13 protein-coding genes are annotated in these 12983 nt (G+C 43.1%); 3 read left to right on the top strand and 10 right to left on the bottom strand.

Annotated elements, in window-relative coordinates:
* Positions 1–96: 96 nt before the first annotated feature.
* The 3 genes from NIES1031_RS17480 to folK form a co-directional block, all read right to left on the bottom strand.
* On the bottom strand, positions 97–720 hold the full coding sequence (locus NIES1031_RS17480) for an NUDIX hydrolase (RefSeq protein WP_073550787.1): 624 nt from the start codon (positions 718–720) through the stop codon (positions 97–99).
* 133 nt (positions 721–853) lie between these two features.
* Positions 854–1402: an NUDIX hydrolase gene (locus NIES1031_RS17485; protein WP_073550788.1), complete on the bottom strand. Its 549-nt coding sequence runs from the start codon at positions 1400–1402 to the stop codon at positions 854–856.
* A 69-nt stretch (positions 1403–1471) separates the two neighbouring features.
* Entirely contained in the window at positions 1472–1957 is a 486-nt protein-coding gene (folK, locus tag NIES1031_RS17490; RefSeq protein ID WP_073550855.1) for a 2-amino-4-hydroxy-6-hydroxymethyldihydropteridine diphosphokinase, read from the bottom strand.
* Positions 1958–2667: 710 nt separating this feature from the next.
* On the opposite strand from folK, the gene NIES1031_RS17495 reads away from it, so the two are divergent.
* Together NIES1031_RS17495 and psb35 are read left to right on the top strand one after the other, a co-directional pair.
* Complete coding sequence (locus tag NIES1031_RS17495) at positions 2668–5016, top strand: transglycosylase domain-containing protein (protein WP_073550789.1); 2349 nt, start codon at positions 2668–2670, stop codon at positions 5014–5016.
* Positions 5017–5166: 150 nt separating this feature from the next.
* A complete protein-coding gene (gene psb35 / locus NIES1031_RS17500) occupies positions 5167–5391 on the top strand; it encodes a photosystem II assembly protein Psb35 (protein WP_073550790.1) in 225 nt (74 codons plus the stop codon).
* 20 nt (positions 5392–5411) lie between these two features.
* Here the strand turns inward: psb35 and NIES1031_RS17505 are convergent, their stop codons facing one another.
* The 5 genes from NIES1031_RS17505 to NIES1031_RS17525 form a co-directional block, all read right to left on the bottom strand.
* Complete coding sequence (locus NIES1031_RS17505) at positions 5412–5837, bottom strand: tellurite resistance TerB family protein (RefSeq protein WP_073550791.1); 426 nt, start codon at positions 5835–5837, stop codon at positions 5412–5414.
* Positions 5838–5893: 56 nt separating this feature from the next.
* Entirely contained in the window at positions 5894–7234 is a 1341-nt protein-coding gene (locus NIES1031_RS17510; protein ID WP_073550792.1) for a 16S rRNA (cytosine(967)-C(5))-methyltransferase, read from the bottom strand.
* A gap of 16 nt (positions 7235–7250) precedes the next feature.
* Complete coding sequence (locus NIES1031_RS17515; RefSeq protein ID WP_178378167.1) at positions 7251–8129, bottom strand: acyl-CoA desaturase; 879 nt, start codon at positions 8127–8129, stop codon at positions 7251–7253.
* A 172-nt stretch (positions 8130–8301) separates the two neighbouring features.
* Complete coding sequence (locus NIES1031_RS17520) at positions 8302–8625, bottom strand: type II toxin-antitoxin system PemK/MazF family toxin (protein WP_178378168.1); 324 nt, start codon at positions 8623–8625, stop codon at positions 8302–8304.
* On the bottom strand, positions 8619–8882 hold the full coding sequence (locus NIES1031_RS17525) for an AbrB/MazE/SpoVT family DNA-binding domain-containing protein (protein WP_073550795.1): 264 nt from the start codon (positions 8880–8882) through the stop codon (positions 8619–8621). Before NIES1031_RS17525 ends, NIES1031_RS17520 begins: the two co-directional genes overlap by 7 nt.
* Before the next feature lie 143 nt (positions 8883–9025).
* On the opposite strand from NIES1031_RS17525, the gene NIES1031_RS17530 reads away from it, so the two are divergent.
* Complete coding sequence (locus tag NIES1031_RS17530) at positions 9026–10228, top strand: Coenzyme F420 hydrogenase/dehydrogenase, beta subunit C-terminal domain (protein WP_073550796.1); 1203 nt, start codon at positions 9026–9028, stop codon at positions 10226–10228.
* Here the strand turns inward: NIES1031_RS17530 and NIES1031_RS17535 are convergent.
* The gene (locus NIES1031_RS17535) at positions 10220–11581 is read right to left on the bottom strand and encodes an alkaline phosphatase family protein (protein ID WP_073550797.1); all 1362 of its coding nucleotides are present in this window, start codon (positions 11579–11581) and stop codon (positions 10220–10222) included. The genes NIES1031_RS17530 and NIES1031_RS17535 overlap by 9 nt on opposite strands.
* Positions 11582–11691: 110 nt before the next feature.
* Positions 11692–12972, bottom strand: a complete 1281-nt coding sequence (eboE, locus tag NIES1031_RS17540) for a metabolite traffic protein EboE (protein WP_236738885.1) — start codon at positions 12970–12972, stop codon at positions 11692–11694.
* Positions 12973–12983 lie beyond the last annotated feature (11 nt).

Genomic DNA, 12983 nt, shown 5'->3' on the forward strand with positions numbered 1-12983 from the left:
CTAATAGTTTAGATGAGTTGATTTAGATTTTGCATCAATCGGGCAGGCTGAAAGTCTACTCTACAACTAATGTTCTGCTGTGAGATGGGTATGTTGCTAATCAAAATCGGGTTGCCATTCAGGATGACGATAATGCGCGAAGAGGCGCGAAATTTGTGAAGGAACAACGCGTGTTAGGGAAAGTTCGGGAATTTCTTGCTCTTTAAAGAATGCTGCGCCTGCTGTTTCTGTACTTTCTGCTGCATTCCCACCACTGATTTGACATTGAAAGAAAAGTTTGTAAACGTGATGTCGCAGGGGTGGATGATTATGACGCGGATGATTGCGATCGTAAAGTGCTAACAACTTTATAATTCGTGTTTGATAGCCCGACTCTTCATAAACTTCGCGAATGACTGCCTGACTTGGTGATTCTCCGACATCAACCCATCCTCCTGGTAATGTCCAGCAGCCGTCTTCGCGTTCTTGAACCAAGAGAATTTGATCGTTATGAAATACGACACCTCTGACATCTACTTTCGGAGTTGCGTAACCTTCTTCTTTATTCAATAGGTCGTAAACATAGGTTGGAGTTTCATGAGCATAAGTTGCCATGATTTCAGCCGCGATCTGACGAATTTGCTGATATCGCTCGATATCATACGGACTTTGAGTATAGGTGAGTCCGGTTTGGGCGATCGCCTGTAATTTTTGTGACCATTCTAGCCACTTTAGCGACATAATTATCTCCTGTATGGGAAGCCTGGCGAATAAATTCGCGGCTTAATCAATGAAGTCTATGAAGGTGAACTCACAGAGTTAGGATTATAGAAACTTTTGCTTTCCTGCTTCTTCATCATTGATGCTAGATATGTTAATTTAGAAATGGTTTTGCGAGCAAAAAGCTAGAAATCGATTTGGCATCAACAGCTTCGCCGTCTAAAATTGCTTGTTCCAATTCTTGTGGACTCATCAAAACAATTTCGATATCTTCATCAGCGTCTTGATGCGGCGGTTTGTCGAGTAGTTCTAGATTTTGTGCCAAAAAAGCATAAATGACTTCATCAGAATAGCCTGGTGCTAGAAAAAATTGTCCCAGTTTCTGCCACTTGTGCGCGCGATAGCCTGTTTCTTCTTGAATTTCCCGCTGAATTGTCTCGAAAGGTTCTTCGTTGAGTTCTATGGTTCCTGCTGGAAACTCTAAAAGTCGTCCTTGTACGGCAAAACGATATTGCTTGAGAAGAATCAGCTTCCTTTCAGAAGTGACAGGTACAGCTAAAGCACCTCCTGGATGGCGAATACATTCCCAGTTTCCTTCGGCTTGATTGGGTAGGCGCAGACGACTGACTTCAAAATCAAATTTGCGTCCGCGATAGTAAAGGCGCTGTTTGAGTAGTTGTGGGGGTTCTTTACCTGATGGCATAAGTGAGAGTTTAGGGGTCAGAGGTTAGAGGCTAGGGAATATAAATTTACCGCTGAGTGTGCTTTCAAATCAAATACGAACAACACCAGAACAGTCTACAGCTTGAACGAGTTCAGCGATCGCTTTACCCGATACAGGATCGATCCAATTTGAGGCAATTTCGGCTAAAGGTACTAGCACAAAAGCGCGATCACGCATTCGCGGGTGGGGAATTTGCAGTGTGGGAGTATCGAGAATTAAATCATCATAAAGCAATAAGTCCAGGTCAAGCGATCGCGGTCCCCAACGTTCGCGTCGTACCCTACCAAATTGAGCTTCAATCGACAACAGAGTTTCTAACAGTAATTGTGGAGACATTTGTATCCGTAACACCGCACACCCATTAATAAAATCTGGTTGCGGGGGACCAACGGCGGCAGTTTGATACCAACTTGATTGAGCTATTAAGGCGATGTCTGGTGTCGCTGCTAACGTGTCTAATGCAGCTTTTACCGTGGCGCGCGAGTCTCCTAAATTACTGCCAATTGCGATCGCACATAGCGCGTTCGTATTCAACTTCGATTTTCCTTCAATACATATATTTTTAACTCTAATCACCTCGGAAAGATGAGCGATGGGCTTGCCCCAAACATCTATAATCAAAAGCTTTCCTATATTAAATCTGGTTAATTAGTGACGATAAAAATGGTGACTAGTAGACTTCTTGCATGAATCACAAACGCCTCTGATTGAAGTCAGCGGCTACTCAAGCAAAGTGTACTTTCGTACACTGAAGCAAGACTTTTATCAATAAGTTCACAGTGATCTAGCCGTCTCGTCGGGATAGTGAGGACATTGAAGGTATGAATAACTATTACCCTAACTGATTTTCAACCCTGACCTCTGCTATAGATTGTTTGTTTAGCTGCAAATTTATTCCTCAAGCCTTCATGCAGGAGGTTTAGTGGTTAGTTGTGTTGTAATGACATAACCTTTCAGGAACAGAAAACTTGGTATTCAAGGTTCTTTGAGTTGGACACGGATGCTAACTTAATTTGCTATGACAACTCGTTACTAGTTATTAACCACAAAGAAAGGTTATTTAACCGGAGATGATATTAGATGTACACTGAGTAAAGATTTATGCTACTTCCTAACCGCACTCAAGAGATTTCAGTTGTTAGAGTAAAAATTGTACTTTCCAGCAAGTCGTAAAATAGGCAAGAGTAAAAGTAATACTGGGCTGCATTTGAAGTGGAGTGAAGCGAGGAAGTGACGTGCCGAATATGCCCTGGTTCAAGGAACAAGACACAATCAGTAACACTGAATCAGCAAAAAAGAGCAATCCCAGCCGCAAGCAACCGCCTAGGCAAAAGCAACTTCCCCGCCGGAAAGTTGTTCAGACTCTGACTCAGATCAAGCAACTACCGCGTCAATTGGTTTCTCCTGCGATTAACAAACAACCATGGCACCGCCGTCAATTGCTTTGGCTAGTAGGTGTTGGTGGAAGTGCGATCGCCCTAGGAGGAATAGCGTTTTCCATTGAGCAGAGTTTACCAAAAACTGCTGAATTGTTTACGGTAGTGCGCGAAGGGACTTTAACGATTAAAGCTGCTGATGGTACTATCTTGCAACAATCTGGACCAGCAACGCGCGAACAACTCAAGTTAGCAGAAATCCCTAAACCGTTAATTCAAGCATTTATTGCCTCAGAAGATCGCCGATTTTATCGGCATAATGGCATTGATTATCAAGGAATTGCCAGGGCAACTGTTTCTAACTTACGCTCGGCAAATGTTGTTGAAGGCGGTAGTACAATTACACAACAACTTGCTCGGATTCTGTTTCTAAATCAAGAGCGCACGCTATGGCGCAAGCTGAAAGAAATTCGATTAGCGCAAAAAATTGAAGCAAATTTGACAAAAGAGCAAATTTTAGAGCGCTATCTCAATTTAGTGTATTTGGGAGAAGGCGCGTATGGTGTTGCCGATGCCGCTTCGGTATATTTTAGTAAATCAGTCGATCAGCTAACGCTACCAGAAATGGCGCTGATTGCAGGTTTAGCACCTGCACCAAGTCGCTACTCGCCCTCGGTAAATTTAGCAGCAGCACAACAGCGGCGTAATTTAGTGTTGCAGCGAATGCGTGAAGATCGAGTTTTGACTTCTGAGACAGCCACAGCCGCGATCGCAACTTCAATTAATATCAATCCTAGTTCGCCAAAACGTCTTGAAGTAACCGCCCCCTACTTTACGAGTTATATTCAAAAGGAATTACCAAAGTACGTTGCGCCAGAAGTTATCGAAGCGGGTGGCCTAATTGTTGAGACAACGTTAAATCCAAAGTGGCAAAATGCGGCAGAAACCGCAGTAATAAACACTGTTGCGAATAACGGTAGATGGCAGAACTTTGAGCAAGCTGCTTTGGTAGCGATTAATCCGCGTAATGGTGAAATTCGGGCGTTAGTCGGCGGTAAGGATTTTGGCAAAAATCAGTTTAACCGCGTAACTCAAGCACAGCGCCAACCAGGTTCGACATTCAAAGGATTCGTCTACACAGCGGCGATCGCCACAGGTTTATCTCCTTATAAGTCCTACCAAGATGCTCCGTTCATTGTCGAAGGATACGAACCGCAAAACTACAGCCGCGAGTTTCGCGGTTGGTTAACAATGCGCGATGCACTCACAAGCTCAATTAACACGGTCGCAGTTAAGGTAATGATCGATGTTGGCTTCGATCCAGTGATTAAACTTGCGCACCAAATGGGTATCAAATCAGAGTTGAGACCAATGTACTCGCTAGCATTAGGTTCTTCTGAGGTAAATTTACTCGAACTGACAAGCGCCTACGGAACGCTAGCAACGCAAGGGATGCACGTAGAACCGCACGGAATTCGCCGTATTCTCAATCGCAGTGGGGAAGTTCTTTATACTACAACACCTCAGCCCAAGCGAGTGCTAGACCCTGGTAGTGCCGCGATTTCAACATGGATGCTACAAAATGTGGTACAAGCAGGTACTGGACGCCCTGCATCTTTAAACCGTCCCGTTGCTGGAAAAACAGGAACTTCGGATGAATCGCGCGATCTGTGGTTTGTTGGTTATATCCCGCAACTTGTTGCCGGAGTTTGGCTTGGTAACGATAACAATGAACCAACTCGGGGAAACAGCGGGACTGCTGCTGCTACCTGGCGACAATTCATGATGGCAGCTGTAGAAGAGATGCCAGTTGAAGATTTTCCAGAACGTCCGAATTTAGCAGGGCGCAAAGGTAGTATCAAAGCCCAGCCAATCAAGCCCAAGCGAGTTTCTTTAGTGAGAAGATCTCGATCGCGCAGAGATTTTCCAGAAAATAATTCTGATTTCAACAACAATCGTCCTCGCCGACGTTATCGCCGTAGTTACCAACAAGAAGCGACTGTACCTGAACCAAGACGGCGATCGCGTCGTGATGAACGCCCAGCCGCGACGCGAAGAAGTAGCAACGCGCCAACACCGACACCACAAACACAAGAAAGACTACGCGAACGGTTACGCAACCTCCGCCAGTCTGAACCGCAAACACAGCAGCCAACGTCTCAAACCAATAGTTCACAATCTACCGCAGGATCGTACATTGTCCCAACGAAAGACTAAATAAACGGCGTTGCTGATTAGTCGCCAGGCTTTCCCCAATCCCCAATCTCCAATCTCTCCTACTGGGATCAAACTTGAGGTGGATGTAAGTTATATTGTGTTTTTATACGGTCTTAAAAGCAGTATTAAATCACTACAGGAAGAACAACTATGGAAATCCTCATGCAAGCAACAGCAGCAACAGACAACGTTCCTCATTTTCCCGTTGCTGCTACCGCAGCTATTGTTGTTGGCTTTATTGCTGCTACTACAATTGGCTCAATCGCTTGGTACAACTCAAAGCGCCCCGTTGGTTGGGAAGATAAACAACGTCCAGATATTGTGCCAGAAGTTAAAAAAGAAGAAACACCAGGTATTGGCGAGCCAAAACCTTAATTTTATTCGCTATTTTCTTATTAGCTTTGACTACTAACCCAACGTCGATAAAGCGTTTGAATTCCTTGGAGTACGCTAGAATAAGCTCCTTGAGAAGAACTGTCTGTTGTGTCTAAGGATTGCAATTTGGTGAGAAGGCGTGCTTCTTCGGTTGCAACTTCTCCATCACGGTAAATCAAGCCACTGATAGATTCTAGCAACTCTTGATAAGCTTCAGAACCAGGGTGCTCTCCTAAATACTCCTTTATCCACTCGTAGCATTCAGTTGGCTGCACAGTCTTAAGTTCGTTAAGTAGAGGCTGAATTTCTGGATCGGCAGCCACGTCTTTTTCTGTCGCTACGTGATGTAAGTATTCTCTTTCTTCAGGCTGAATTCTACCATCGAGCCAAGCAGCCCCAATTAAGATTTTTACTAACTTCTTGACACTAGCTTTGTCTTGTTTCATATATTACTAGTCCTTGAGTTTTTCAAATTAGCTAATTTTATCTTTAAGATACAAGCTTATTGTGATTCTTTCTGTAAGCGAACAATAAAAAAACCGTCCATCGATTGGTAATGTGGTAAGACTTGCATCCAACCCGATGATGTCGCATAAGGAGCGCCAATAGAATTTGCAGCAGGATGTTCAATCCGCCAGCATGGATGTTGAGTTAAGAAAGCTTGAACGATCGCTTCGTTTTCTTCAGAATTTAAAGTACAAGTCGCATAAACTAGAACACCTCCAGGCTTAACCCAAGTAGCAACGTGAGTTAAAAGTTCTGTTTGTAAAACCGTGAGTTCTTGTACTGTTTCTGGTGTTTGTCGCCAGCGCGCATCGGCATGACGATGAAGCGTTCCTAGCCCTGAACACGGCGCATCGAGAAGAACGCGATCTGCGACATTAACAAATTGAGGAAGATTACAGCTATCTCCTGTGCGGATTTTAATTGATTTGAGTTGCAGCCGTGCAATATTTTGCTGAAGTTTTTTTAAACGCGACACAGTGCGATCGCACGCCCAAATCGTACCTGTATCTTGCATCAATTCAGCAATGTGTGTTGTTTTTCCTCCTGGTGCTGCACACGCATCAATCACAACTTCACCTGGTTGAGGATCGAGGATATGGCTCACAAGTTGTGCGCTACTGTCTTGTACTGTCCACCAACCTGCATCAAATCCTGGTAACTTTTCAATTGCACCTGTGCTAGTTGTAAATCTTAAAGCTTGTGGCAAATTGGCAACACGAGTGACACCGACTTCAGCTTCTTGCAATGCTGTTGTAACTTTCTCAACAGAAGCACGTAAAGGATTAATACGTAAATCAATTGCTGGGGGTTTATTGAACCACGCGCAGAGTTGTTCAGTTTCTTTGTAGCCGAATTGTTTTAGCCAGACTTCAATAATCCAATCAGGATAACTGTGTAAAATGCCTAAACGTTCTACAGAATGATCAGGTAGTTTTAAAGGATCTTCCCTTGTTGCTAACCGCAAATATTGACGTAACAATCCATTAACAAAATTCGCAAGTCCTGAGAAACCATTTTTTTTCGCCAACTCTACGGTAGAATTGACCGCAGCCGCATCAGGGATATGGTCAAGATATCGCAACTGATATAGCCCTAAATGCAGAATAATTCGTAATTCGGGTGGTTGTTGCTGGGCTTTCTTTTTCGCTAACTGATCGATTAATGCATCAAGCGATCGCTGTCGGCGAACACTACCATAGACCAACTCTGTCGCCAAACGGCGATCAACACTACTTAAGTCAGTTTGACGCAGTACGCGATCTAAGGCAACATCAGCATAAGCCCCCCGCTGTACCCAACGGAGGGCGATAAAAGCAAGCTGGCGCGGATTGTCCATATACAAGCAGTAAGCACTAGGCTACAGTGGAAGTCTTAGTCTTAGCGATCACAGTTTCAGGCTGCAAAAGCTGTTTGGGAGGTTGTTTTAAATCCCAGACAATACCAAACCACGACAGTACAACCAAAACGTAGTAGCTAATATCAATTTCCCACCAAAAGAAACCTTGACAAGCGGCGAGAGGATAGCGGTGATGATTATTGTGCCAGCCTTCGCCTAAAGTGATCAGGGCTAACCATAATGAGTTTTTGCTTGATTCTCCGGTTTCATAGCGTTGGCTACCGAATACATGACACAAGGAATTAATGGCAAACGTCGTGTGATAGAGAATCGTTGTACTGACAAAGAAGCCCCAGAACAACCCTAGCCAGCCGTAAGCTAAGTAACAAACAACTGCTAGGAGGATAGGTGGCACAAAGTGATATTTTTCTAGCCAAAGTAGTTCTGGGTAACGAGTTAAATCTTTAACTAACTTTTCGTTATAGTCGTCATATTCTGGAGACAGCACCCAACCTACGTGTGACCAGTAAAAACCTTTTTTTTCAGCCGAATGGATATCTTCATCGGTATCAGAGTATTTGTGATGATGGCGGTGTTGTGCAGCCCACCAGACAGGTCCTCTTTGTCCAGAAGTTGCACCCAAAAAGCCTAGCAAGAATTGAAATAGACGACTAGTTTTATAAGCACGATGCGAGAAATAGCGATGGTAGCCGCCAGTAATGCCAAATTTGCGGACAAGAAACAGTACAACACACATCCAGAGTGCTACTGAGTCTATACCTAGCCAAAAGACTGCGAGACAAGCAATATGAATCCCAATGAAGGGTAAAGCTGCATAATTAAATTTTGAGCGATCAGGCATACAGAATTTTCCTATTTGGATTGCAGATAGCACGTATCCTCTCCTCAAACCACCATGACAACATAACAAAATTGACATGATTTAGCAGTCTGTGATACGTTTTATCAATTGATAATCTTACAATCCATAGGAGTTTTTGTACCTGTACACTAGGGCAGTTTATCGATTAGAGTATTTTCAGATGTAATCTATAGTGAACCCTAAATTACTCAGCAAACATCTCAGCTAAAGTACTAAGAACTGCTTGTTGCGCTTCTAAACTAACTTGCCCTAAATGTTTTACCAAGCGGGTTTTTTCAACAGTACGAATTTGATCGAGAACAATCTGTCCATCTTTGCCTTGAAATTGACAAGCCACACGTGTTGGATAAGATTGACCTTTCGTTGTCATCGGAGCAACAATGACAGTTGCAATATGCCTATTCATCTCGTCTGGCGATATGACTAAACAAGGTCTTATTTTCTGAATTTCGCTACCAATAGTAGGATCAAGATTGACGAGGAAAACATCAAAACGCCTAACTACCATTCCCAATCAGTTTGATCCCACAAAGAAGTTGTACTCACATTGTCTAACAAATTATCATCTTTGTGTTCTGCCATTGCTGTAAACGCCTTGTCCCAACCCATACGCGCTCGCGATGCCGAACGAATTATGAGATGATCGTCCTCAAGTTCAATCTCAACAAATGTTGAAATCCCAGTTTGTTCTAGCAATGTTTTGGGAATACGAATTCCTTGAGAGTTGCCAATTCTCACTATACGAGTTTTGATGGCTGTACCCATAGCAGTAATTACATTGTATTTACTAATATAATCTACAGTTACGAAATTGCAAAATATTGCAAAATTGATGACCTTAGTACAAGTCAAACCAACTCTCATGTATCGTTGGGTAAAGATAGTTATGTATCAATGCTCCTCAACTCATGACATCAGTGACCCCCCAAGCCCAGCACAAAAAAGCTAAAGCTCTAAAATCATCTCGTCGCCCTGCAAAAGAACTTTGTAGCGAATGCGGGTTATGCGATACATATTATATTCACTATGTCAAGGAAGCGTGTGCATTTCTTAATCAACAAATTGCGGAATTAGAAACGCGATCGCACACTCGCGCCCGTAACTTAGACAATCCTGATGAATTGTACTTCGGCGTACATCAAAAGATGATGGCGGCGCGTAAGACTGAACCTATTGCAGGGGCGCAATGGACAGGAATTGTCAGTTCTATTGCAATTGAAATGCTCAATCGCGGTGTCGTTGAAGGTGTCGTCTGCGTGCAAAATACCAAAGAAGATCGCTTTCAACCGATGCCGATTATTGCACGGACTCCAGAAGAAATATTAGCCGCACGGGTGAATAAACCAACACTATCGCCGAATCTTTCGATTTTAGAACAAGTAGAACAGTCAGGAATGAAGCGGTTGTTAGTTATTGGTGTGGGATGTCAAATTCAAGCTTTGCGGGCTGTAGAGAAGCAACTAGGCTTAGAAAAGCTGTATGTGTTGGGAACTCCTTGTGTCGATAATGTCACGCGTGCTGGATTACAGAAATTTTTAGAAACGACGAGTCGTTCGCCTAATACTGTCGTGCATTATGAATTTATGCAAGATTTTCGCGTACACTTCAAACATGAGGATGGTTCAGAAGAAACAGTACCTTTTTTTGGTTTGAAAACAAATCAACTAAAAGATGTTTTTGCACCCTCGTGCATGAGTTGCTTTGACTATGTAAATTCACTCGCCGATCTCGTTGTCGGTTATATGGGTGCGCCGTTTGGTTGGCAATGGATTGTGGTACGTAATGATCGCGGACAAGAAATGCTAGATTTCGTGCAAGATCAGCTAGCAACGCAACCTGTAATGTCGAAAGGCGATCGCACTGCTGCTGTGCAACAAAGTATCCCCGCTTACGATAAAGGCGTGACACTACCAATGTGGGCTGCCAAATTTATGGGTGTTGTGATTGAAAAAATTGGTCCTAAAGGTTTAGAATACGCGAGATTTTCGATTGATTCGCACTTTACCCGCAATTATCTCTATGTCAAACGCCATTATCCTGAAAAATTAGCCGCACACGTCCCAGAATTTGCCAAGCGGATTGTCAATCAGTACAAGTTACCATCACAGTAGATGCGACAAAATGACATCGTAGACATCAGTTGCTTCTAAAGTCGAGCCTGGAAGCGAATCTTGCGTTATCAATAACGGTGCTTCATCCGTAGTAGTGGGAATTCGTCCGTGCGAACCTTTGACTAATGAAGCGTCTAAGGGAATGATATCCATGAGGGTGCGAAATCCAAGTTGCTTTTGTAGCAAGATTTTTGCGACCTTTAATTGTTGCCAGCGAATCGTCGGATCGACAAATAATTCTACAGGATCATAGCCTGGTTTGCGGTGAATATCAACGGTGCGAGCAAAATCGGGTGCTTTTTGGTCATCGAACCAGTAATAATAAGTAAACCATGCATCAGGGGTAGCAACAGCGACTAATTCACCCGAACGTGGATGATTTAAATGATACGCTGCTTTACCTTCTTCACCTAAAACGAAATCAACTCCTGGTACTTGTTCGATCAGTTGTTGTACTTCTGCTATTTTGGTGCGATCGCTTACATAAATATGCGCAATTTGGTGATCTGCAACGGCAAAAGCTGCGCTTGCGCCAGGATCTAAAAGTTCTCTTCCAAGTTCTTCCCTAACTGCTAAATAACCATGTTCGCGCAAAACTCGATTCAAGGAAACTGCACGACTAACAGGGGTAATGCCATATTCTGAAAGAACAATGACTTTAGCAGAATGCGACTCGTAGAATTGAATTAACTCTTGACATACGGTATCTATTTCTTGCAAGTCATGCGCAATTGCACTGATATCAGTTCCGACTCTTTGTAAGCAGTAATCTAAGTGTGGTAGATAAATTAACGTTAGCGTTGGCGAAGACATTTCCTCGAGTGCGATCGCGGCTTGTGCAATCCACTGCGTCGAGCGTATGGTTGTTTTTGGTCCCCAAAATTCAAATAAGGGAAAAGTCCCTAAACGTTCTTGCAACTTAAATCTTAATTCCGCAGGTTGCGTATAAATATCAGGAATCTTTCTACCATCTGCGGGATACATCGGTCGTGGCGTTACCGAAATATCAACTGAGGAGTACATATTATACCACCAAAAGAGATTCGCGCAGGTGAAACTAGGGTCTAAAGCGCGCGCTGCTTCCCAAATCTTTTGGGCTTGAACTAACTTATTCGACTGTCGCCAGAATTTCACCTCACACTCATCGCGGAAGTACCAGCCATTCGCAACGATACCGTGATCTTGAGGATACTTACCAGTTAAATAACTTGCTTGTACCGAACACGTCACCGCGGGTAATACAGGATTAATAGAGGCTATTTGTCTTGATGCTGCCCATTTTGATAAGAATGGCGCGTGCTTTAATAAACTGGGTGTTAATCCGACGACATTCAGAACTACAGTTTTGTGCATAAGGTTTGACAAATTCTTCCTTATTAACGTTTGTGGCTGATTCGGTTGAAACCGCATCTACAAAGGCAAAACCTATTTTGTAGTTAGTCCACGCAGGTGGACTTAGTATGTTAAGCGGTGACTTCAGTCGCCAAATGTTGCAATATCCATTCGTATTCTCGCTGAATTGAGGCGAGTAAATCGAGTTTCATTGCTGGTGGTAAAATATCCCAGGTATAAGTTTCAATTTCTAGATGGTGACATTGTTGTTTCCCTAACAAATTAAGAACCGCAACAATATCATTTTGGGTAGATTGCAGCGTTTGGTAATCGTGAATAAAAATCGGAACGTGAAAATGTGTTCGCCACTCTTGGGCTGTTGATTGTGCTAGATGAGGTAACGCTGTGCTTAAATCTGAATAGTGGTGTAATGTACCATCGTGCGATCGCGCAATAACTTGGTGTAAATAGGTCGATTCGGCAAACGAACTCAATTTATCACCAATAGCTTGACGCTGAGTAACTTCATCAGGTAATGTCACTCGAATTGCTGCACTAATTTGAATTTTACCAATAGAAATTCCTGCGGTTTGTAGCCGTGTAAAAGCTGATTTGGGATCTTCAAATTCTACAGCAAAATGACAAGTATCGTAGCAAATACGGATGTGTTCGCGTAATAATATTTCTGCTACAGTTTGAGAAATTTCTAAAATTTCTGCCAGATATCTTCCGCCAATTGGTAATAACCAAGAGTCAAAAAAATCAATGACTTCTGTTGTATTTTCGATTAAGCCATCAGGTTCAGGTTCTAAATCAAGATGCAGTAATTTTCCTGTTTGTTCGCGAATGCGGATCATTTCTGCCGCGATCGCGGCTACATTGCGAGTCGCAGTTTTGAACGCATCGTCTGTACTGAGTTGTGCAAACCAAGGTTTGTAAGACAAGGGAAGTGTTGAAATTCCACCATCGATACCTGCGGGTAACAACGCTGCGAGAATTTGGGTCAAATTTAATGTGTAATCGAGGCGATCGCGCGATCGCCAATCGGGTGCATACACTTTATCTTTAACAACTTGATGATGAAATCCACCGTAGGGAAAACCGTTTAAAGTAAAGACATACAAGTCATTTTGCTGTAACCAAGCTTGAAATTGTGCGAGGCGATCGTTTTCTAGTAATTCACTCGCTGCTTGGGCTGATAACCGCAAACCAATACCAAAGGGTTTATCTGGTGCTAGCCTGGCTTTAAGTTCAGGAATATATTTCTCTAAATTTGCAAATACATCTCGCCACGATTCCCCAGGATGAACATTTGTGCAATACGTTAGGTGAATATTCGCTAGCTGCATTTTTCTTATATATTGATTAACAGCGGTTGAAACCGCAGCAACACAAACCAAACCTTGTATCATTAGTCCACGCA

It is taken from the genome of Chroogloeocystis siderophila 5.2 s.c.1, from assembly GCF_001904655.1.
GTDB lineage: Bacteria > Cyanobacteriota > Cyanobacteriia > Cyanobacteriales > Chroococcidiopsidaceae > Chroogloeocystis > Chroogloeocystis siderophila.

What these genes read in the sequence shown, in the direction of transcription:
- NIES1031_RS17480 (WP_073550787.1), bottom strand. Translation starts at nt 720, where the DNA reads ATGTCGCTAAAGTGGCTAGAATGGTCACAAAAATTACAGGCGATCGCC.
- NIES1031_RS17485 (WP_073550788.1), bottom strand. Translation starts at nt 1,402, where the DNA reads ATGCCATCAGGTAAAGAACCCCCACAACTACTCAAACAGCGCCTTTAC.
- NIES1031_RS17495 (WP_073550789.1), top strand. Translation starts at nt 2,668, where the DNA reads ATGCCCTGGTTCAAGGAACAAGACACAATCAGTAACACTGAATCAGCA.
- psb35 (WP_073550790.1), top strand. Translation starts at nt 5,167, where the DNA reads ATGGAAATCCTCATGCAAGCAACAGCAGCAACAGACAACGTTCCTCAT.
- NIES1031_RS17505 (WP_073550791.1), bottom strand. Translation starts at nt 5,837, where the DNA reads ATGAAACAAGACAAAGCTAGTGTCAAGAAGTTAGTAAAAATCTTAATT.
- NIES1031_RS17510 (WP_073550792.1), bottom strand. Translation starts at nt 7,234, where the DNA reads ATGGACAATCCGCGCCAGCTTGCTTTTATCGCCCTCCGTTGGGTACAG.
- NIES1031_RS17520 (WP_178378168.1), bottom strand. Translation starts at nt 8,625, where the DNA reads ATGGTAGTTAGGCGTTTTGATGTTTTCCTCGTCAATCTTGATCCTACT.
- NIES1031_RS17525 (WP_073550795.1), bottom strand. Translation starts at nt 8,882, where the DNA reads ATGGGTACAGCCATCAAAACTCGTATAGTGAGAATTGGCAACTCTCAA.
- NIES1031_RS17530 (WP_073550796.1), top strand. Translation starts at nt 9,026, where the DNA reads ATGACATCAGTGACCCCCCAAGCCCAGCACAAAAAAGCTAAAGCTCTA.
- NIES1031_RS17535 (WP_073550797.1), bottom strand. Translation starts at nt 11,581, where the DNA reads ATGCACAAAACTGTAGTTCTGAATGTCGTCGGATTAACACCCAGTTTA.
- eboE (WP_236738885.1), bottom strand. Translation starts at nt 12,972, where the DNA reads ATGATACAAGGTTTGGTTTGTGTTGCTGCGGTTTCAACCGCTGTTAAT.